We start from the raw sequence: 20,364 nt of genomic DNA, 5'->3' as shown, positions 1-20,364 counted from the left end.
TCCGCAGTGCCACGCACCAGCAGCAGCACACGCAGCAGCACACGCACCGCCCGCCGCCGCACCGAACGCGGCGCGCTCGCCGTCGCGATCGCGGTCGCCGCGACGGTCCTCACCGGCTGCGCACCGCAGGGTGCCACCGAGCTCGACACCACGGCACCGGTCCACCTGACCATGTGGTCGGGCCAGAGCGACGAGGCGGCGAAGCTCCTGCAGGTGCTCGTCGACGAGTACGAGGACGAGCACCCGAACGTGACGATCGACATGTCCTCCGGGGCCTCGTCGACCGACGAACTGCTCCAGAAGCTCGCGGCGTCGTTCGCCGGGAACGACTCACCCGACATCTCGTACACCTTCGGGTCGTGGGCGAGCCAGCTCGAGCGATCCGGGCGGACGCTCGACCTGCGCGCCGAGGCGGAGGACCCGGACACGCACTGGGACGAGTTCTCCCCGGCGGCTCGTGGCACCGCGCAGCCGACCGGGCGGAAGGTGATCGGCTTCCCCGCGGTCGTCGACAACATCTCGCTCTTCTACAACAAGACGGTCTTCGACGCCGCCGGCGAGCCGTACCCGACGGCGGACTGGGACTGGTCGGACTTCCGTCGCGCCGCGAAGGCGTTGACGGACCGGGACAGCCAGACCTTCGGCTACGGCTACTCGGTCTCGGGCAGCGAGGAGACCACCTGGCAGATGTGGCCGCACCTCTGGCAGAACGGCGGTTCGATCCTGTCCGAGGACGGCGAGCACGCCGCGTTCGACTCGAAGGCCGGCGTCGACGCCCTGTCGTTCATGCGGTCCATGGCCGTGACCGACCGCAGCGTGTACCTCGACCAGACGGACACGAAGTTCGCCCAGCTGTTCGAGAGCGACCGCGTCGGCATGATCACCTCCGGTCCGTGGGAGCTCTCCGCCCTGCAGACGGCCGGGACCTCGTACGGCGTGGTGCGGCTCCCCGGCACCGACGGTGACCACCAGACGGTGTCCGGGCCGGACCTCTGGACCCTCTTCGACAACCACGACGTGAACCGCGCGTACTGGGCGAAGGACTTCACGAAGTGGCTGACCTCACCCGAGCAGGACGAGCGGTTCAACGTCGCCGTCGGCAACCTGCCGCTGCGGTCGAGCGAGGCCGACAGCGAGGCGTTCCGCAAGCAGGTCGACGCCCTGCCCGGACTCGACGTGATCCAGGCGAACTCCGCCAACGCGAAGCAGGTCCGCCCGACCCTGCCCGGCTACAACGGCCTGTCCGAGGCGTTCGGCAACGCGGTGTCCCGCGTGCTGCAGGGCGAGGGCGAACCGGCCGAGGCACTCCGGCAGGCGACCGTCGCCGCCGACAAGGCACTCCGTCAGGGCTAGGAGGCCCCCGTGACCACTCCCGCACTCCGCACCCGTCCGACCACCGACACCGCGCCGCCGCGGCCACCGCGCCGACGTCGATCGGCCGCCGCCCGCGAGGGCCTCGCCGGCTGGGGCTTCGTCGCCCCGGCCCTGGCGGTCGTCCTCGGCCTCACGATCTTCCCAGGGGTCTGGGCGCTCGTCCTCTCCTTCCAGCGCTGGGACGGCTTCAGCCCGCCGTCCTTCGCCGGCATCGAGAACTACCAGGACCTGGCCACCGACGCGAGCGCGCTCGCGGCCGCCGTGCACACCCTGCTGTACACGGTCCTGTTCGTCCCCGCGTCCCTGCTGCTCGGACTCGCCCTGGCCGTCGCGCTGAACCGGCGCATCCGGTTCATCGGGCTGTACCGCACGGCGATCTTCGTGCCGTTCGTGGCCTCGGCCGCGGCGACGGGCATCCTGACCACCTACCTGTTCAGCCCGCAGTTCGGCATCGTCAACAACGTGCTCCGCGTGCTGCACGTCCCGCCCCAGGGCTGGCTCGAGGACCGCGCCGAGGCGATGGTCGTGATCGTCGTCATGTCCCTGTGGGGGCAGGCGGCCTTCACGACCGTCATCTACCTCGCCGCCCTGCAGGACGTCCCCGGCGACGTGCTCGAGGCGGCCCGGATCGACGGCGCGAACAACTGGCAGACCTTCTGGCGCGTGGTGTGGCCGCAGCTGGCGCCCGTCACCGCGTTCGTCGGGATCTACCAGACCCTGCAGGCCGTGCAGCTCTTCGACCTCGTCTACGCCACCACCCGAGGCGGACCGCTCGACGCGACCCAGACGATCGTCTACTACCTGTGGAAGACGGCCTTCCAGAACCTGCAGTTCGGCTACGGGTCCGCCATCGCCTACGGCATGTTCTTCGTCACCCTCACCGCGACCGTGATCGTCACGCTCGTGCAGCGCCGAGCCGGAAGGAACGCGTCACGATGACCGTCGAGACCCGAGTACTCGAGACCCCGAACCGGCCGGACGCCGTCGCGACACCGGCGGAGCGCACCACACCCCGTCGTCGACGTCGCCTGCCGTTCAGCCCGTGGCACCTCCTGCTCGCACCGGTGGCGCTCCTCTTCCTGCTGCCGTTCGTCGAGATGTTCATGACGTCGCTCGAACCGGCCTCGGAGATCAACAAGTTCCCGCCGTCGTTCCTCCCGACGCAGTTCACGCTGTCGGGCTACACGCGCCTGTTCGCCGAGTCGGACATCCTGCACTGGCTCCTCAACACGGTCATCGTGTCGGCGTCGGCGATCGTCTCGCACCTCGTCCTGTGCTCGCTGGCCGGGTACGGGTTCGCGCGCCTGCGGTTCCCGGGGCGGACGTTCGGGTTCCTGGCGATCCTCGCGACGATCATGATCCCGTCGCAGCTGCTCATGATCCCGACCTACGTCATGTTCGCCCGGTTGCACCTCGTGGACAGCCTCGGTGCCGCGATCGTGCCCTGGCTCGCCTCGGCGTTCGGCATCTTCCTGATGCGGCAGTTCTTCCTGTCCCTGCCCGCCGAGCTCGAGGAGGCCGGCCAGATCGACGGGTGCACCCGCCTGCAGGTGTTCTTCCGGATCGTGCTGCCGCTCGCCCGTCCCGCGTTGGCGACGCTCGCGATCTTCACGCTGCTCGGGTCGTGGAACGACCTGGTCTGGCCGCTCGTGGCGATCAACGACGCCGACTCGTTCACGCTGCAGCTCGGTCTGACGAACTTCCAGGGGGCGCGGCGGACCGACTGGTCGCTGCTGATGGCGGGGAACGTGGTCGCCACGCTGCCGCTGATCCTGCTCTTCCTGGTGGCGCAGAAGCAGTTCGTCGCGACGATGGCCTCGGCCGGTCTGAAGGGCTGAGCAGGACGGACGGCGGGAGGCACGGTGCTCACGGGCACCGTGCCTCCCGTCGTCCGTGCGGGCGGTCCGCAGGGACGGGTGCCGGCCGGGAGGCGCGAGTCCGCCCGGGACCGTGCCGCCGGGTGGGCGCGGACTGCGGGCCGGGAGGCGCGGGTCGGCTCGGTGCCACGCCTCCCGTCGTGCGCACGGACGGACCGGAGCCGCGGGGCGGGCCGGTACCGTGCCTCCCGTCCGGGTGCATCGGCCGTCCACGCGGCCGCAGCGACCACGACGGAGCGCCCCTCGGATCCCGAGGGGCGCTCCGTCCGGTGGCCGTGTCGGCCACCGCTCACTTCAGGCCGGAGGACGCGAGTCCGTCGATCACCCGCCGCTGCAGCACGATGAACAGGATCAGCACCGGGGCCATCGCCATCAGGCTCGCCGCCATGAGCAGGGGGTAGTCGATGGTCCGGTCGCTGGACAGGGTCGCGAGCCCGGCGGCGAGCGGCATGTCCTCGGCCCGGGTGGAGACCACCAGCGGCCAGAGCAGCTCGTTCCACGACCAGAGCACGGTCGTGATCGCGAGCACGCTGATCGACGGGCGCGCGAGCGGCAGCATGATCCGCCAGAAGGTCTGGAACGGGTTGGCCCCGTCCATGCGTGCCGCCTCCTCGAGCTCCGCGGGCATGTTGAGGAACGCGGTCCGCATCAGGAACGTGCCGAAGGCGCTGAACAGGCCCGGTGCGACGATGCCGGCCAGGCTGTCCAGCCACCCGAGGCCCTGGACGATCTGGTACTGCGAGATCAGGTAGACCTGCGACGGCACCAGCAGGATCGAGAGCACGATCCCGAGGATGACCGCGCGGCCGCGGAACCGCATGCGGGCGAACGCGTACCCGGCCAGGGTGCACAGCACGATCTGCGCCAGGGTGCGGATCAGGGTCACCCAGATCGAGGTCGCGAGCTGGTCGAGGAAGGGGAGCCGTTCGAACACCCGGGCGAAGTTGCTCCACTGCAGCTCACCGGGCCAGAAGGTCGGCGTCGGCGAGGTCACCTGCGCGTTCGTCGACAGCGCCATGACGATCTGCCACAGGAACGGGAACGCCATGACGAACCCACCGATGCCGAGCACCACGTGGATCCACCAGTGGCTGCCCCCGCGGCGCCCCGGACGCGCCGTCGTCTGCGCCCGGCTGCGGCTCGCCGCCCTCGTGGCCGCCGCGACCTTGCTGCCGCGCGCTTCGATGATGCCGGTCATGACTGGACCCACTTCCGCTGGACCCGGAACTGCAGGACGGTGATGATGCCGATGAGCACGAAGATCACCATCGCGATGGCAGCCGCGAAGCCCTTGTCGTTGTCGATGAACCCGGCGTTGTAGAAGTAGAAGACGAGGGACATCGTCTTCGGGATGACCGGGTTGGTGGAGCCGAGGATCGCGTAGAGCAGGTCGAACAGCTGGAAGCTCGAGATCGTGGTGACGACGAGCACGAAGAAGATGCTCGGGGTCAGCAGCGGCACGGTGAGCGCGTGGAACTGGCGCCAGCGACTCGCGCCGTCCAGCTCTGCGGCCTCGTACAGCTCGGGTGGGATGTCCTTGAGCCCGGCACCGAGGATGATCATCGAGAAGCCGAGCGACGACCACAGGCCGACGAGGGACACCGCGACGAGCGCGAAGCCCGGGGTGGAGATCCAGTACGGGCCGTCGATGCCGACCAGCCCGAGGAACCAGTTCACGATGCCGAAGTCGCCGTTGTACATGATGCGCCACACCAGGGCGATCGCGGCGGGCATCGCGACGTAGGGCAGGAAGAACAGCACGCGGTAGAACTGTGCGAAGCGCAGGCCCGGCGTGTTCAGCAGGCTCGCGAGCCAGACCGCGATCGGGATGCCGAGCAGGACGATCACCGTGTAGACGATCGTGTTGACCAGCGACTGGTACAGCTGCGGGTCGGTCAGCAGGCGCCCGTAGTTCGCCAGGCCCGTGAAGGTGGCGCCGCCGAACACGCCCCAGCTCGTGAACGAGTACCAGAACGTCTGGAGGATCGGCCAGATGAAGAACGTCCCGACGCCGATGAGCAGCGGGAGCACGAACAACCACGGCCAGATGCCGTCGGTGCGGTGGGCACGGGTCGATCGCGGCCGATCGTCGTGGTGGGGTCGGGACGGCGACGACGGCCGGGTCGCCGTCGTCTGCCGGGTGGTGGTCGTCATCGGGTCGCTCCTACGCCGGGGCGGGCGGATCAGGGTGTGGGTGCGGGGAGGTGGATCGGCGTCACGGTCACTCCTTGGCGAGCGCGGCGTCCATCTCCTGGGCGAGCTTCTTCGTCACCTGGTCGACCGGCTCGGAGCCGTCGAATGCGCTCGGCAGCAGGTTCGTCTCGAGGGTGTTCCACGCGGCGGTGTTCTTCGACACCGGCAGCGGCTTCGCGTAGTCGACCGCGTCGAGGAAGACCTGCAGGTCCGCGTCGGGCATGGTCTTCGTGAAGGCGTCCTGCGTGCCCTCGTAGGCCGGGATCACCGCACCCATGTCGCCCTGCTGCTGCTGAGCCGGCTTGCTCGCCAGGTACGCCTGCAGCGCCTGGGCTGCGGCCCTGTTCCCCGACCCCTCGGCGACGACGTTCGAGACGCCGTGGATGACGGTCGCCTGCTCCTTGCCCTTCGGCAGCGGGTAGACGACGACGTCCTGCTCCATGTCGGTTCCGATCAGCGCCGACCGGAACCAGCTGCCGCCCTGGTACATCGCGAGCTTGCCGGAGGTGAACCACTGGTCCGCCGTGGTGTCGGTCAGTTGCTTGATCGTCGGCGAGGCGCCCGAGTCGATCAGGTCGGTCCAGAAGCGGATGCCCTCCTGAGCGGCCTTCGTGTCGTACTCCGACTTCCCGTCGTCGACGACGGATCCACCGGCCTGGAAGATCGTGTCGTAGTAGGTGGTCTGTCCGTCCATGCCGCCGGCGGCGCCGTACGCGCCGTCGCCCTGCAACTTCTGCGACAGTTCGGCGGCGGTGTCCTGGAAGTCCTGCCACGTCCAGTCCTTCGACGGCATCGCGACGCCGGCCTGCTCGAACAGGGCCTTGTTCACCCAGACGCCGATCGTGTCGAAGTCCTTCGGCACGCCGTACTGCTTGCCGTCGTAGGTGTACAGGTCGTCGAGCGCCTTCGAGTACTTCGACGGGTCGATCGCGCCCGACTCCACCGCGCCGGTGATCGGTGCGAGCTTGCCGTTGCCCGCGTAGAGCTGGAAGTTCGGGCCGTTCATCCAGAACAGGTCGGGCAGCGTGTTGCTGGAGCCCTGTGTCTGCAGCTTCGTGAAGTAGTTGGCGTACGGCGTGACGTCGACGTTGACGGTGATGTCCGGGTACTCCTCGTTGAAGCCCTTGATGTTCGCCTTGATCGCGTCGACCTGGTTCTGGTCCCACACGGCGTACGTCAGGTCGGCCTTCGTGTCCTTCGCGACGGTGCCCGTCCCCGAGTCGGAGCCGGCGGACGAGGCGCTGCTGCACCCGGCGAGGAGGGCGACGGCGCTGACCGCGGCAGCGAGGCCGAGCAGGGCGCGGCGGCGACCGCGGCCGTGACGGGGGGAGGGGAGGGTCATCGGGTGTTCCTTCCGGAGAGGTCGTCGCGGCCGGCGGCCGAGAAGTGACGGATCGTGGCATCGGGCAGGGGCGGCACGTCGAGCGGGACGGAGCCGTTGCGGAGCGAGCGGGTGGCGAGTGCGCCGGCGGCGACGGCCATGCGCGCCGCGATCGGGGACAGCGTCGTCGGTTCGCCGAGGGCGACCGAGCGGAGGAACTCCGTCATCGTGAGGAGGTCGGCGTCGGCGTGACCGTCCTCGACGCCGTCGACGGGGTACTCGACGTCACCGGTGACGTCCCAGTTGCGGCGGTGGGTCCACACCTTGACGACACCACCGCCGGTGTCGCCGACGTTCTCGAGCCGTCCGTGGGTGCCGATCACCGTGTAGTTGCGCCAGTAGTCGGGCGTGAAGTGGCACTGCTCGTAGCTCGCCTGCACGCCGTTGTCGAGCGTCATCATCACCATCGAGACGTCCTCCACGTCGACGACGGGGTTCAGGCCGGTCTGCTCGGCGGGCGGCCAGTTGTCGAACGAGAACCAGTCGGTCATGAGCTCGTCGCTGCGGTCCCGCCGGTCGGTGACGTCGCCGTACACGGAGAGCGACCCCATCCCGACGACCCGGCTCGTGTACGCACCGGCGAGGGCGTGCACGACGTCGAGGTCGTGGCTCGCCTTCTGCAGCAGGAGGGAGTTCACGCGGCTGCGGTCGGCGTGCCAGTCCTTGAAGTAGTAGTCGCCGCCGTTGCCGACGAAGTGGCGGACCCACACCGCCTTGACCTCGCCGATCTCACCGCGGGCGATCACCTCGCGCATGAGTCGGACGACGGCGGCGTGCCGGAAGTTGTGGCCGACGTACAGGGGCGTCCCGGTCTCGGCGGCGGTGTTCAGGACGGCGTCGGCGTCCTCGACCGTGATCGCCAGGGGCTTCTCGAGGTAGACGGCGATGCCGGCACGGAGCAGGTCGATCGCGATCTCGGCGTGGGTCCAGTCCGGGGTGGTGACGATCGCCGCGTCCACGAGGTTCGGCACGCCGTCCGAGCCGATCAGTGCCCGGTGGTCGGCGACCACCTCGGCCTCCGGCCAGTGCGCGGCGGCACGTGTCCGCCCGCCCTCCGTGGTGTCGGCGGCGGCCGTGATCCGGGCGTCCACGCCGTCGGCGTCCAGCCCCGCAGCGGCCACGTGGTCGGCGATGGCCGACCGCTGTCCGATGCCGACGACGCCGACCCGGAGCAGGCGTGTGCTCGTGGTGGTCATCTCGCTCCCTTGCGTGAATGTGACGGCAATGATGCCAAATCGATCATGAGTGCACAATAAGCACGCACGGCTCGATCACGGAAGCGTGCATCCGAGGTTGTTACATGTCGGCAACGTCACGACGACGGCACGGGACGGCGCCGGCCGACTGCGGCTGCGCAGCCGACGACGGGCGGATCCGGGGTGACCTGGACCGCGGGCGTCAGCTCGCGACGACGAGTTCCACGCCGGCGGACGCCAGGTCTGCGGCGAACGACGCCGGCACCGCCTGGTCCGTGACGAGCACGTCGATGCGGTCGAGCGGGCAGATGCGCGCGAAGGTGGAGCGCTCGATCTTCGTCGAGTCGGCGACCACGATGATCCGCCGTCCGACCGACGCGAAGTGCCGGCTCACCTCGGCCTCGCCCTCGTGCATGGTCGTGGCGCCGTACTGGCCGGACAGCCCGTCGACCCCCAGCACGACGACGTCGAGCGCGAACCCGTCGAGGGTGTCGCGGACCGTCGGGCCGATGAGCTCGTACGACTGCCGCCGTGCAACACCACCCGTCACGACGATCTTGACGTTGGCGCGGACCGACAGCTCGTAGCCGATGTTCAGGGCGTTGGTGACGATGGTGATGCCGCACTCGCCGTCGGCGCGGATGAAGCGCTCGGACTTGCCGAGCTCCCGCGCGACCTCGGTGGTCGTCGTCCCGCCGTTCAGGCCGACGGTGTCCCCCGGGGAGACGAGCGCGGCGGTCGCCCGGGCGATGGCGGTCTTCGCCTCGGCCTGCCGGGCGATCTTGTACTGCAGCGGCAGCTCGTACCCGGCGCCCAGCGCTGCGGCCCCACCGTGGGTGCGCGTGACGAGCCGCTGGTCCGCCAGGGTCGTGAGGTCGCGCCGTGCGGTCGCGGCGGAGATGCCGAGCGCCTCGCCGATCTCGGCGATGGAGACGTTCCCGCGGTCGCTCACGAGCTCGAGGAGCGCGTTGAGCCTCTGCTGCGGGGTCATGGCGTCATCCTACGGGCGTGTTCGCTGCGCGATGTGAGCGGAAATGATGCGCGTTGTTTGCACCGATCACGATCGGTCGGCAGGCTGTCGGCGTCCGATCAGTCCCGATCGGCACGACCGAAGGGCTCGCGATGACCGCGAACGGTGCAGCGCTCGGCATCGACGTCGGGGGCACGAGCATCAAGGTGCGCCTGGTCGCCGACGACGGGCGGGTGCTCGAGGAGCAGCGTGTCCCGACGCCCCGGGAGGACCCGCAGGCCACCGCGCTGGCCGAGCTCGTCGCGACGCTGGGACAGCGGGCCCGGACGGTCGCCCGGCGACGGGGGACGGAACTCGGGGCGATCGGTCTGGTCGTCCCCGGGGTCGTCGACGAGGACGCCGGCCGATCGGTGCTCTCCGTGAACCTCGGCTGGCGGGACGTGCCGGTCCGGGCGCGGGTCGACGACGCCCTGCGCGCGGCGGGCGTGGACGCCGTCCCGCTCGCCTTCGGCCACGACGTCCGGGCCGGAGCGCTCGCCGAGGTCCGGGCCGCCGGTCCGGGAGCGGTCCCGGGCGGTCCGATCGCCACCGACACCGACACCGTCACCGACACCGACACGATCGCCGCGCTCGGCCGTGGCACCGTCGCCTTCGTCCCCGTGGGGACCGGCCTGGCGAGTGCCCTGGTCGTCGACGGCCGGGTCGTGCCGGGCGGCGGGTGGGCCGGGGAGGTCGGCCAGGTCCGGATCCGGGACGGCGCGCACGCGGGCCTCCGGGTCGAGGAGGTCGCCTCGGCCGGCGCCGTCGCACGCCGCAGCGGTGCTCCGAGCGCCCACGACGCGATGCTCCGGGTCCTCGACGGGGACCCGGTGGCCCGACGGGCGTGGGACGACTGCGTCGACGTGCTCGCCGACACCCTGGCCTGGCTGACAGCCGTCGCGGGGTGCCACACCCTGATCGTCGGCGGCGGGCTGGCGCAGTCCGGGCCGCTGCTGTTCGACCCGCTGCGCGCCGCCGTCGCGGACCGCCTCGCCGGGGTCCGACTGCCCGAACTCGTGGGGGCGCGCCACGGCGATGCGGCCGGCGCCATCGGTGCGGTGCTGCTCGCCCGCCAGGCGCGAGCCGGCTCGGCGCAGGCCGGCTCCGCGCGTGCCGTGTCGGTGCCGGACGTGGCGGTGACCGCGTGACCGTCCTCGTCCGCGCCCCACGGATCGTCACCGCCGCGGTCGACCTTCCGGCTGCGTGGCTCGCCGTCGAGGACGGCCGGGTCGCCGCGGTCGGCACCGGTGCGGCACCGGTGCACGACCGGGTCATCGAGGCGCCGGGCACCGTCCTGCCGGCCTTCGTCGACCTGCACGCGCACGGTGCCCTCGGGCACGACTTCGCCTCGTGCTCGGTCGCCGAGGCTCGGGCGGCCGCCGAACACCACGCCGCGCGGGGGACCACCCGCCCGGTGGCGTCGATCGCGACGGGCACGGTCCCGGACACGGTCGCCGCCCTGCACCGCCTGCGACCGCTCGTCGACGACGGCACGCTCGCCGGACTGCACCTCGAGGGGCCCTGGCTCGCACCCGCCCGCCGGGGTGCGCACGCCGCGCAGCTGCTGCACCCGCCGACCCCCGACGAGGTCGACCTGTTCGTGGACGCCGGCGGTGCGGCGCTCCGGATCGTCACCCTCGCGCCCGAGCTCCCGGGTGCGCTCGACGCAGTGCGGCGGCTGGTCGCGTCGGGCATCGTCGTCGCGATCGGGCACACCGACGCCGACGGCGGCCAGGTCCGGGCGGCTGTGGACGCCGGTGCGACCCTCGTCACGCACCTGTTCAACGGGATGCCGCCGCTGCACCACCGTGCGCCCGGCCCGGTCGGCGTCGCGCTGTCGGACGAGCGTCTCACCGTGGAGTGCATCGTGGACGGCCACCACCTCGACCCGGTCACCGTCGACCTCGTGCGCGGAGCCGCGGGTGACCGCCTCGTGCTCGTCTCGGACGCCATGGCCGCGACCGGCTGCGCCGACGGCAGCTACCGGATCGCCGGCTCGGAGGTCGTCGTCTCCGACGGAGTCGCCCGGCTCGCGGACGGCTCGTCACTGGCGGGGAGCACGATCACGGTGGCGGACGCCGTCGCTCGCTTCGTCGACGGTCGCCCGGACCGGCTGTCTCCGGCGGTGCACGCGTCCTCCGTACGGGCGTCGTCGGTGCTCGGTCTGCGTCCGCCGCTCAGCGTCGGATCCGCCGCCGACCTCGTGGTGGTCGGACCCGACGGGCGGATCCACCCGCTACCGCTCGGACCGGCTGCCTGAGCAGGCGCGGCCGCCCGCCCGGGCGGCGTCCCTTCCGATGTGGGACCGCATCCTCGGATCCAGGCCGGCCGAATTTCGACGGGCCGAGTCGCTTCCGGTCAGTTGTGCGCGGCGCTGTAGGCATCGATGACGTGCTTCGGTAGCCGCCCCCGGACTCCGACGTCATGTCCAACGGAAGCTGCCCAGGCTCGGATGGCAGCAGGGGAAGCCGCCTTGGGCGCGATCACTGATGACCGTGCGGCCGCGTCCGTTCTCCTCGCAGTCCGTTCCTCCGCTGGCTGCAGGTGCTGCAACAGCAGGTCGAACGTGTCTGGATGGACGTTCCGGGTGCCGAGTTCTCGCGCTTTCGCCGCCTTGCCACCGGAGAAGGACCCGTCGGTGACGAGCATCACGGTCAGTCGTGAAACCGCGCCGACGACCCGCACTCCGAGTTCTCCGGCACGCTTCTCGAGACGAGCGCGTTGGTCGTCGTCACAACCGGTGAAGACCACGCGATCCCCGACCCGCAGTGGCTCGCCATGGGGCCAAGGGTCTGGCAGCGGTCCGAGAGCAGCGCTCAAGCGCGCCTGCCGAGCGGTATCCGCATCGTCGATGACCCGTTTCACCGTGGTGTCGGCAACGCCGAGCAGTGATGCGATGCCCTTCAGCTCGCGGCGCTCCTCGTGCGACACGCGGCCGTCGTCGACCGCTCTGTGCGCGAGCGCGAGCAGGAATGCATCGTGCGCAGCGCGCACATCGGAGGCTGACAGGTCGTAGTCGACCACGAGTTCCTGCAGCGAGTTTGCTTCGTCGTCGCTGATGTCTCCGTCCTCGAGCGCGTCGAACAGCTTCTCGAGGTAGGCGATGGTCCCTACGGGGGCGCCCTCTTCGACGACCTCGAGGAGGGACATCGCAGACAGCTGCCGGAGCAACGGGGGCGACGACGGTTGCGGCGGAGTGCTCCGCGCCGGGCGGGAGCGGACGCGCTCGTTCAACGGACGCTCCGCGGTGCGCGGTCGATCATGGGGGGCCGTCGGCCATGCTGTGGCCCGTGCGGTCGCTGCCGCTTCGAGCAGCACCGGATCCGGGCCACCGTTCCTGGCGATGTAGGCACGGAGCAGTTCTGCCGCTGCCCGAGCGTCGCCGAGGGCGGAGTGTGCGCCATCGAGGCGGATGCCGGCCGACCAGCAGCAGTCGACGAGGCGGCGACGCTCGAGATCCGGTAGGTACGCACGGCTCGCGTCGAGCGTGCAGTAGGAAGCGATCCACGGCGGGCGCCAACCGGCGGCTGTCAGCTCGCTGCGGAGGAACGCCAGATCGAACCTGGCGTTGTGCGCCACCACTGCGAGACCGGACAGCGCTGCCACGACCGTTTCGGCCGATTCGGCGAACCGCGGCTGACCGACCACGTCTTCGTCCCTGATGCCGTGAATGTGCGTCGCACCTACCGGTCCTTCCGGATCGAAGCGTGACACCCACTCGTCGACGATCGAACCCGCGTGGTCGAGGCGAACGATGGCAAGCTCGAGTATCCGGTCTCGCTGCGGCGACAAGCCGGTGGTCTCCACGTCGATGACCGCGAAGGCCGGAGCGCTCGGCATCCGGCGCGAGGTCGCCGTGGGCCGGGCTGGCGGATTCTTCCGTCGTCCGAGCAGCCAGTCGAACAGACCCATGACATTTCTCCCCTCGCCGCCGAGACCGGGCGGTCGCGCGACAACGGTACGAGCTCGTGCATCTCCCCGAAACGTGCAGCCCTCACCCCAGAACGAGGGGTGCAGTCTCCGGAGCGACCCAACGGCGCAGCAGCTAACCACACGCCGCGCCGACGACCGGACACCGGTTGCCGTCGAGCTCGTCGGTGTACTCGTCGCCGTCACCGAGCAGCACGTGCCGGTACGCCTCGTCGTCGATCGGTTCCGCGGAGCGCACGGCAGCCTCGAGCAGGCTGTCGTCGACCTCCGGCAGGGCGCTGACGGCCACGAGCGTGTCGCCCACGACCGCGGCGACCTCGTGGCCGTGTTCGCTCGTCCGCCGCACGACCCCGCCGTCCTCGTCGCACGACGTCTCCGCCTCGGAACCGCCGCCGGGGGCGACGCCCTCGATCGGTCGGCCGCACGGCGGGGTCGTCGCGGCGAGCGTGACGACCGTCAGGTCGGATCCCGACGCGTCGCCGGGTGCGTGCGCCTCCTCGGCAGGCGAGGAGAACACCTGCAGGAACCCCGGTAGCCGCTGCTCGATGTTCGCCTCGTACACGGAGCCGTACCCGTCGGGGGAGATCGTGACGGGCCGGAAGTCCGCGCCGATGGCGACCTGCGCCCGCGCGATGGCCTGCTCGTCCCGTTGCGCGTCGCTCCCGTGGACGCGGACTCCGACCGCGACGACCGCGACCGCGGCGCCCGTCCCCAGGACGACGCCGAGCTTCCGCAGGACCCCGCGGTGCACGCGCATCGCCGGGACCGCGGCGACGACCGCGCCCACCAGGTACGGCGTGGGCGTGGACGCGAGGAGCGGGAACGTCGGCTCCGGCTCCGGCCCGGCGAGGGCAGCGGGCAGCAGCGCCGCGACGAGGACCGCGGGGACGAGGACGAGGCCCGCAGCACCGAGCCACGCCGTCCGGCGACGCCGGGTGGCGAGGACCGCCAGACCACCGAGTGCTCCGCACGCCACGACCGTGTGGACCAGCAGCACCACGAGGCCGGGTACGCCGACGAAGAACGTGAGGAGGGCGGCCGCGCGCGCGCGGTGTGCGGCGCCGACGCCGATCGCCGCCGCGCCGAGCACGTGCACCCAGGGGTGCGTCCTGGTCTGCTCGCCGGTCGTGTCGCCCACGCTGTGCCCCCGTCCGTCGGACCCCCTGTCCGACCGAGCCGATCCTCGCACGCCGCGTGCCGTCGCGGTCGGGCCGGGTCGTCAGCGGGGCGAGGGTCGGAACCAGCGGATCAGCTCGCGGAGCGCCGGCAGCGAGCTGATCTGCGTGCCGTCCGCGGCGTCGAGGTCGTCGAAGGTCGTCCGGTAGCCCGGGGCCTGCTCGACGTCGGTGTCCTCGGCCGGGTAGCCCATCGTCCACTCCGGGAACTGCCGCTCCTCGATGAGCTCCTCGGTGAGCACCGTGACCTTGGTGTGCCGGTCGTCGTGCTTGATCGTCGCCATCTTCGCGCGGACCGCCTGGTCCGGACCCTCGAGCAGCTGCAGGAAGTAGCCGTTCCGGAAGAGCAGGACGCCGGTGATGTCGTTCTCCGCGTTCGCCCGCCGACTCTGCGCGAGCAGGCCGGCGAGGTCGTCGTCGTCGAGGGATCGGGTGGCGACACTCGAGTAGATGAGGGACAGCATCGGGGCTCCTTGGTGGCGGTCGTGCCGGGTCCGTCAGTCAACTCCGCGGCACCCGTGCGTCCACGGACCACCGGGGGACGAGCGGACAGGCCGACGTCGCACGGCCGTCGGCTCTGGGAGGCTGGTGCCATGGACCCCGTCATCGTCATCGGAGAAGCCCTGGTCGACGTGGTCGACCGCCCCGATGGGCGCGTCGAGCACCCGGGCGGGAGCCCGATGAACGTCGCCGTCGGCCTCGCTCGCCTCGGCCGGGCCGCACGGCTCGTGTGCGCGCTCGGCGACGACGACCACGGCGGTTCGATCCGGGCGCACGTCGGCGCGAGCGACGTCGAGGTCGACGCGACCGCGATCGAACGCACCTCCACCGCCGTCGCGACGATCGGCGACGACGGCGGTGCGTCCTACGAGTTCGACCTCGACTGGCGCCTCGACCCGGTGCAGGTGCCGATCGGCACGCCGCTCGTGCACGTCGGCTCCATCGGTGCTGTGCTGGAGCCGGGCGCACGGACCGTGCTCGAGGCGCTCCGTACCCGCCCGACGGACGCCCTCGTCTCCCTCGACCCGAACGTCCGTCCGTCGATCACGCCCGACCGGGATGCCGTGCTCGCCACCCTCGAACCGCTGTTCGCCGAGGCCGACGTGATCAAGCTCAGCGACGAGGACGCCGCGTGGCTCTGGCCGGACCGCAGCGTCGACCAGGTCCTCGACGGGCTGCTGGCGCACGGGGCGGCGCTCGCCGCGGTGACGCTCGGCGGCTCGGGCTGCGCGATGGCGTCCGCCCGCGCACGGATCACCGTGCCGGCGCCGCGTGTCGACGTCGCGGACACGATCGGTGCGGGTGACTCGTTCATGGCGGGGCTGCTCGCCGGCGTGCTCGCGCGGGGATCGGCACCAGCCGGCCTCGACGCCGACGAGCTCGGTTGCCTGGCGTCGCTCGCGCTGGCCTGTGCCGCCGTCACGGTGTCCCGCCCGGGCGCGGACCCGCCCGTCCGGGCCGAGCTCGACACGGACGCCGCCGGGGTCCTGGGCGCCTGACCGCTCGTCGCCCGGCCGCTCGCCCGGACCGGACGTACGGGGCAGCGACCGGTGCTCGCCACGGGTCAGCCTCGCGTCGCCCGCACAACGGGGAGCACGTGGTGCCGCGGATCCACGTGGCGCGAGGTGCTCCCGGTGGTGCGCGAGCACATCGCACCGGCGGCCGACCGCGCGACCGCTGACCGCCCGACCACCGACCGCGCGACCGCTGACCGCCCGACCGCTGCAACCCCGGCGGGCGCACGGCCGCGCACCGGCCGGGCCCCCGCCGTCAGGCGTGCGCGGCGAGGAACGCGTCGGTCTCCGTGGCCGTCGGAGCCGTCGCCGGCCCCTGCCGTGTCACCGCGAGTGCTGCCGCGGCATTGGCACGCCGGACCGCGTCGACCAACGAGAGCCCGCGCGCCAGGGCAGCGACGAGCACGCCGCCGTGGGCGTCACCCGCGCCGTTCGAGTCCACCGCGTCGACGGGGAACCCAGGCACCAGGACCGGGGCGCGCCCCGGCTCGGCGACCCAGCAGCCCGCTGCGCCGTCACGGGCCAGCGCGGTGCCGCGGGCGGACGCGGCGATCGCCGCGACCGCCTCGGGGAGTCCCGCGGCGGTCGGTGCCATGAGCCGTGCCTCCCGGCCGTTGGCACTCACCACGTCCGCGCGCGCCGTGACGGGGCCGAGCACCGCCGGGGGCAGCGTGTCGACCAGCGGTGACGGGTCGAGCACGACACGGACGGAGTCCGGCACCGTCGTCAGCCAGTCGACGATGGCCGGACCGTTGACGGCGTGCGCGAGGCCGTAGCCGGAGACGACGACCGTGTCGTCCGGCCGGAGCGCGACACGGTCGAGGTCCGCGCGACCGAGCCGGCCCTCGGCGCCGACGCTCGTCACGAAGGTGCGCTCGGTGGAGGCGTCGACGAGTGCGACGCAGTACCCGCTGTCGACGTCGTCGAGCCCGGGCTGCAGGACCTCGACGCCCGAGTCGACGAGCGCCGCCCGGACGACGTCGCCGAACGGCCCGGTGCCGTACTGCCCGGCGAACACCACGGGCAGGCCGTCGCGGACGGCGGCGACCATCGTGTTGAGCCCGCCGCCCGCGGTGATCTCCGACGCCGAGGCGATGACGTCACCGCCGGGCTCGGGGATCGCGTCCACGCGCATGACGATGTCGACGACGACGTTGCCGACCGAGACGAGGCGGCTCACGCGCGCTCCTCGGGAGCGTGCAGCTGGCCGCGGGCACCGCCGGTGAGCAGGTACACGAGGGCGGCGACGACGAACGTCACGATCCACCCGAGGCCGTTCGCGCCGATCCAGCTGTCCGAGAGTGCTCCGACGAACACGGGGTCCGCGTCGCCGACCTGCACCGAGGTGAAGAGGAAGCCGACGACGATCGCGACGACCCAGGCGGCGAGGGCGCCCCAGGCGACGCCGCCGCGGTACCAGTAGCGGCCCCCGGCGCGCAGGTCGAGCAACGCGGCCGGGTCGTACCAGCGTCGCTTCGCCATGTCGGCGATGAACACCCCGAGCCAGGCGGTGATCGGCACCGCGAGCACCGAGATGAACGTGATGAAGGGCGCGTAGAAGCCGTCGGCGACGAGCATGAAGTACATCGCGCCGAGGGTCGTGACGACCACGTCGACGGCGACCGCCCACACGCGGGGCACCTTGATGCCGAGGGTCAGCGTGGTGAGGCTCGCCGAGTACACCGACAGGTGGTTCGACAGCAGCAGTCCGCCGAAGGCCGCGACCAGGTACGGGATCGCCATCCAGCTCGGCAGCAGGTCGCGGATCGCCGCCACCGGGTCACCGGCCTGCGCGAGGGTGGGGTCGCCGGCGGAGACGAGGGCGCCGAGACCGACCAGGACCACGAGGGGGATGCCCGCGCCGGCAGCGCTGGCGCTGATCAGGGCGCCCGCCTTCACCGAGGTGCGCGTGTACCGGGCGATGTCCGCACCGGCGGTCGCCCACCCGATGCCGGTGCCCGCGGCGATGGTGCCGATGCCGATCACCATCGCGGCGACCGGGCCCGCGGGCTGCGACCCGACGACGTCCCAGTCGACACGCAGCACCAGGAACACGGCGACGAAGACGTTGAGGGCGCCGAACACCCACGTCGCCCACTTCTGCACGGCGACGATGAACGCGTGGCCGAGCCCGGAGACGAGCACGGTCGCGACGACGAACACGAGGATGGCGACGATCGTCAGCACCGGGTTCGCCTTCGCGTCGCCGTCGGTACCGAACAGGATCGTGAAGAGCGACAGCAGCACGAAGGCCGCGGTCGTCGTGTTCACGGTCTCCCAGCCGAGGCGGGAGAGCAGCGACACCGCGGTCGGACCGATGTTCCCGCGCACGCCGAACACCGCGCGGCTCAGGGTCAGACCGGGAGCCCCGCCGCGGCGTCCGGCGATGGAGATCACCCCGACGACCGCGAAGGACCCGGCGGCGCCGACCACCGCGACGACGAGCGCCTGCCAGATCGTCAGCCCCTGGAACGCCACGAGCGTCGCACCGAGGGGGAGCCCGAGGATCGAGATGTTCGCGGCGAACCAGACCCAGAACAGGGCCCCGGGGGCGCCGTTCCGCTCGTCGTGGGGCACGGGCTCGATGCCGCGCTGTTCGACGCTCGTCAGCGTGCCGCTGGAGAGCGTGCCGCCGGAGCGCGTGGTGGTGTCCTGGGCCATGGGGTCCTCTTACGTCATCGGAAGGGTGCTGCGGGGGAGGTGGGGTGCTGCGGGGAGGTGAGGGTGCCGCGGGAGAGCGGGGTGCTCCTGGGAGGGGTGGTGACCGGGCGGCGGCGGAGGGGGGACCGCCGCCGTCCGGCGTCGGGTCAGGCCCGGTGACGGAGTGCGAGCAGTCCGTCGACCAGCGGGCCGAGCTCGAGGTGGTTCACGGCCGTCACGGTGGTGACCGCGTCGACGGGCCAGGCATCCGGACCGTGCACGGCGCCGAGCACGGCACCGGCCATCGCGGCGATGGTGTCCGTGTCGCCGCCGATCGACGCGGCCGTGCAGAGCGTCTCCCAGGGGTCGAGGTCGAGCGCCACGAGGGCGAGCGCTGCGACGACCGACTCCTGGCTGGCGACGCTCGTGCCGACGAGCTGCGACACGGTGTCGATCCGGTCGTCGGCGGGGACGGTCGGCAGGAAGCCGCGCGCCCAGGTCGTCCTCGCAGCGATGTCCGCGCCCGCGACCCAGTGGCCGCGGCCCGCACCGATCGTGGCGGCCGCGACCGCGGCGTCGAGCGCCTCGGTCCGGGAGGCGCCGCCGACGCCCGCGCTCACGGCGGCGGCGACGGCGCTCGCCCCGGCGATGCCGATCCCCGTGTCGTGGGTGACGCGCGACGCGTCCTGCACGGCGTCGACCAGACGGACGAGGTCACCGGAGGGCACGGCGATCCCGACCGGCGCGATCCGCATCGCGGCGCCGTTCGTCGTCCCCGTCGACCCGGCCTCGGACGCCGGGACGCCGTCGAGGATGCGCTGCACGGCCGTCTTCGTGCTGGGGCCGAGCAGGTCGAGCGAGCCCTTGGCCTCCATCGCGCGTTCCCAGGCGATGAGCGCCTCGGCGAAGCGGCTGGGGTCGATGTGCCCGTCACCCTCGACGATCAGCTCGGCGACCATGACCGCCTGCTCGGTGTCGTCGGTGATCGTGCCCGCGGGCATGCCGGCGGCGATCCGCTGGTGCGGTCCGGCGTCGACGAACCCGGAGATCGTGCCGTGGTCGGCTCGGATCTGCGCGAGCGACATCGACTGCGTGGGCATGCCGAGGGCGTCGCCGATCGCGAGGCCGGTCAGGGCGGCGAGGGCGTGGGTCTGGTCGTTCACGGTGTCCTGTCCGGTCGTCATCGTGCGGTCCCGAAGCGCATGTGCAGGCGGAAGCGGTCCGGGTCGAGGAGGCTGTTGACGCGCTCGACGAACGCGCCCTGGGCGGTGCGCGAGTCACGTCGGCTCCGGAGGAACGGGGTCCCCTCGGCGCGGTCGAGCAGGCGGGCGTCCTCGGCGTCGAGGGGCACGACGTCGACCCACTGCTCGGCGCTCGCCGGCACGAGGCCGGCCTCGGCGATGGTCGCCGTGAGCGAGTCCTCGACCAGTCCGTCGGTCGGTGCAGCGGCCAGACGGCCGACGGCGGGCAGGATGCTCCGCTCGAGCGACACCGGCCGCCCGCCCACGACGGTGCGCAGCCGGTCGACCGCGACGAACGCCGCGTCCGCCGCGTCCACCTCGGCCTGGAGGCCCGGGTCGTCCACGCGGGCGAGTCGCAGGGTGCGGGTGGTCACCTCGGTGCCCGAGGCGGCGATCGACCGCGCCCAGCCACCCCGCGGGTCGAGGGCGGCGCCGTCGAACGTGACGACCGAGCCGACGCCCCCGTGGGTCGAGATGTACTCGTCGTCGGACAGGTCGGCGAGGGCGGCGCGGACGGTGCCGCGGCTCACCGCGAAGCGGGCGGCGAGGTCGTGCTCGCCGGGCAGGCGCTCACCGGCGCGGTACCGGCCCGTCGCGATCGCGTCGCGGAGGGCGTCGGCGACGAGGCGTCGCTTCGATGAGACGGGCATGGACAGGAGTGTACATGTACAACGCCTGTCCAGTCACCGAGGCGATCACACGACGGACGGGAGGCGGGGGGGCCGCGGGGCCCCCCCCCCCCCCCCCCGGGGGGGGGGGGCGGGGGGGGGGGGGCCGGGCCCCGCCAAAAAAGGCGGGCCGGGGGGGGGGTTCCCCGCCGAACCCCCCGGCGGC

General features: G+C 72.1%; 18 protein-coding genes. 6 read left to right on the top strand and 12 right to left on the bottom strand.

The annotated features are described in order from the left end of the window. Positions 1-6 precede the first annotated feature (6 nt). From J2X59_RS15490 to J2X59_RS15480, 3 genes are read left to right on the top strand one after another with little or no spacing between them, the layout of a single operon-like run. On the top strand, positions 7-1,353 hold the full coding sequence (locus J2X59_RS15490; RefSeq protein ID WP_326497263.1) for an ABC transporter substrate-binding protein: 1,347 nt from the start codon (positions 7-9) through the stop codon (positions 1,351-1,353). A gap of 9 nt (positions 1,354-1,362) precedes the next feature. Then, positions 1,363-2,313 (top strand): carbohydrate ABC transporter permease, encoded by a 951-nt coding sequence (locus tag J2X59_RS15485; RefSeq protein ID WP_251154272.1) that lies wholly within the window; start codon positions 1,363-1,365, stop codon positions 2,311-2,313. Then, entirely contained in the window at positions 2,310-3,212 is a 903-nt protein-coding gene (locus J2X59_RS15480; protein ID WP_081984540.1) for a carbohydrate ABC transporter permease, read from the top strand. Before J2X59_RS15485 ends, J2X59_RS15480 begins: the two co-directional genes overlap by 4 nt. A gap of 328 nt (positions 3,213-3,540) precedes the next feature. Here J2X59_RS15480 and J2X59_RS15475 read toward each other — a convergent pair whose 3' ends face one another. From J2X59_RS15475 to J2X59_RS15455, 5 genes are all read right to left on the bottom strand, one after another. Continuing rightward, positions 3,541-4,449, bottom strand: coding sequence for a carbohydrate ABC transporter permease (locus tag J2X59_RS15475; RefSeq protein WP_326497262.1), 909 nt, complete (start codon positions 4,447-4,449; stop codon positions 3,541-3,543). Next, positions 4,446-5,405, bottom strand: coding sequence for a carbohydrate ABC transporter permease (locus J2X59_RS15470; protein WP_326497261.1), 960 nt, complete (start codon positions 5,403-5,405; stop codon positions 4,446-4,448). The genes J2X59_RS15475 and J2X59_RS15470 overlap by 4 nt, the downstream gene beginning before the upstream one ends. A gap of 67 nt (positions 5,406-5,472) precedes the next feature. Then, positions 5,473-6,786 (bottom strand): ABC transporter substrate-binding protein, encoded by a 1,314-nt coding sequence (locus tag J2X59_RS15465; RefSeq protein WP_326497260.1) that lies wholly within the window; start codon positions 6,784-6,786, stop codon positions 5,473-5,475. Continuing rightward, complete coding sequence (locus J2X59_RS15460) at positions 6,783-8,021, bottom strand: Gfo/Idh/MocA family protein (protein ID WP_066651513.1); 1,239 nt, start codon at positions 8,019-8,021, stop codon at positions 6,783-6,785. Before J2X59_RS15460 ends, J2X59_RS15465 begins: the two co-directional genes overlap by 4 nt. A 202-nt stretch (positions 8,022-8,223) precedes the next feature. Continuing rightward, entirely contained in the window at positions 8,224-9,012 is a 789-nt protein-coding gene (locus J2X59_RS15455; protein WP_251160015.1) for a DeoR/GlpR family DNA-binding transcription regulator, read from the bottom strand. A gap of 131 nt (positions 9,013-9,143) precedes the next feature. Here J2X59_RS15455 and J2X59_RS15450 point away from each other — a divergent pair, with 131 nt between their 5' ends. Both J2X59_RS15450 and J2X59_RS15445 read left to right on the top strand, forming a co-directional pair. Continuing rightward, complete coding sequence (locus tag J2X59_RS15450) at positions 9,144-10,178, top strand: ROK family protein (RefSeq protein ID WP_326497259.1); 1,035 nt, start codon at positions 9,144-9,146, stop codon at positions 10,176-10,178. After that, the gene (locus J2X59_RS15445) at positions 10,175-11,290 is read left to right on the top strand and encodes an N-acetylglucosamine-6-phosphate deacetylase (RefSeq protein WP_326497258.1); all 1,116 of its coding nucleotides are present in this window, start codon (positions 10,175-10,177) and stop codon (positions 11,288-11,290) included. The genes J2X59_RS15450 and J2X59_RS15445 overlap by 4 nt, the downstream gene beginning before the upstream one ends. Positions 11,291-11,388: 98 nt before the next feature. Here the strand turns inward: J2X59_RS15445 and J2X59_RS15440 are convergent, their stop codons facing one another. The 3 genes from J2X59_RS15440 to J2X59_RS15430 all read right to left on the bottom strand — a co-directional run bounded on the left by J2X59_RS15440 (position 11,389) and on the right by J2X59_RS15430 (position 14,599). Beyond that, positions 11,389-12,942: an exonuclease domain-containing protein gene (locus J2X59_RS15440; protein ID WP_326497257.1), complete on the bottom strand. Its 1,554-nt coding sequence runs from the start codon at positions 12,940-12,942 to the stop codon at positions 11,389-11,391. 133 nt (positions 12,943-13,075) lie between these two features. Then, positions 13,076-14,098: a hypothetical protein gene (locus J2X59_RS15435; protein ID WP_326497256.1), complete on the bottom strand. Its 1,023-nt coding sequence runs from the start codon at positions 14,096-14,098 to the stop codon at positions 13,076-13,078. An 81-nt stretch (positions 14,099-14,179) separates the two neighbouring features. Then, positions 14,180-14,599 carry a BLUF domain-containing protein gene (locus tag J2X59_RS15430; protein ID WP_066651524.1) on the bottom strand — a complete coding sequence of 140 codons (420 nt, stop codon included), beginning with the start codon at positions 14,597-14,599 and terminating at the stop codon, positions 14,180-14,182. Positions 14,600-14,728: 129 nt separating this feature from the next. On the opposite strand from J2X59_RS15430, the gene J2X59_RS15425 reads away from it, so the two are divergent. After that, positions 14,729-15,634, top strand: a complete 906-nt coding sequence (locus tag J2X59_RS15425; RefSeq protein ID WP_326497255.1) for a carbohydrate kinase family protein — start codon at positions 14,729-14,731, stop codon at positions 15,632-15,634. A 271-nt stretch (positions 15,635-15,905) separates the two neighbouring features. Here the strand turns inward: J2X59_RS15425 and J2X59_RS15420 are convergent, their stop codons facing one another. The 4 genes from J2X59_RS15420 to J2X59_RS15405 all read right to left on the bottom strand — a co-directional run bounded on the left by J2X59_RS15420 (position 15,906) and on the right by J2X59_RS15405 (position 20,180). Next, positions 15,906-16,829, bottom strand: coding sequence for a PfkB family carbohydrate kinase (locus J2X59_RS15420; protein WP_326497254.1), 924 nt, complete (start codon positions 16,827-16,829; stop codon positions 15,906-15,908). Further along, on the bottom strand, positions 16,826-18,310 hold the full coding sequence (locus J2X59_RS15415) for a purine-cytosine permease family protein (protein WP_326497253.1): 1,485 nt from the start codon (positions 18,308-18,310) through the stop codon (positions 16,826-16,828). Before J2X59_RS15415 ends, J2X59_RS15420 begins: the two co-directional genes overlap by 4 nt. 146 nt (positions 18,311-18,456) lie before the next feature. Beyond that, positions 18,457-19,473 carry an ADP-ribosylglycohydrolase family protein gene (locus J2X59_RS15410; protein ID WP_326497252.1) on the bottom strand — a complete coding sequence of 339 codons (1,017 nt, stop codon included), beginning with the start codon at positions 19,471-19,473 and terminating at the stop codon, positions 18,457-18,459. Then, positions 19,470-20,180: a GntR family transcriptional regulator gene (locus J2X59_RS15405; protein WP_326497251.1), complete on the bottom strand. Its 711-nt coding sequence runs from the start codon at positions 20,178-20,180 to the stop codon at positions 19,470-19,472. Before J2X59_RS15405 ends, J2X59_RS15410 begins: the two co-directional genes overlap by 4 nt. Positions 20,181-20,364: the final 184 nt, after the last annotated feature.

It is taken from the genome of Curtobacterium sp. 260, from assembly GCF_030803485.1.
In the GTDB taxonomy this organism is placed as follows: Bacteria; Actinomycetota; Actinomycetes; order Actinomycetales; family Microbacteriaceae; genus Curtobacterium.
Note: the sequence above shows the minus strand (reverse complement) of the source record. Positions and strands in the feature narration are given on the sequence as shown.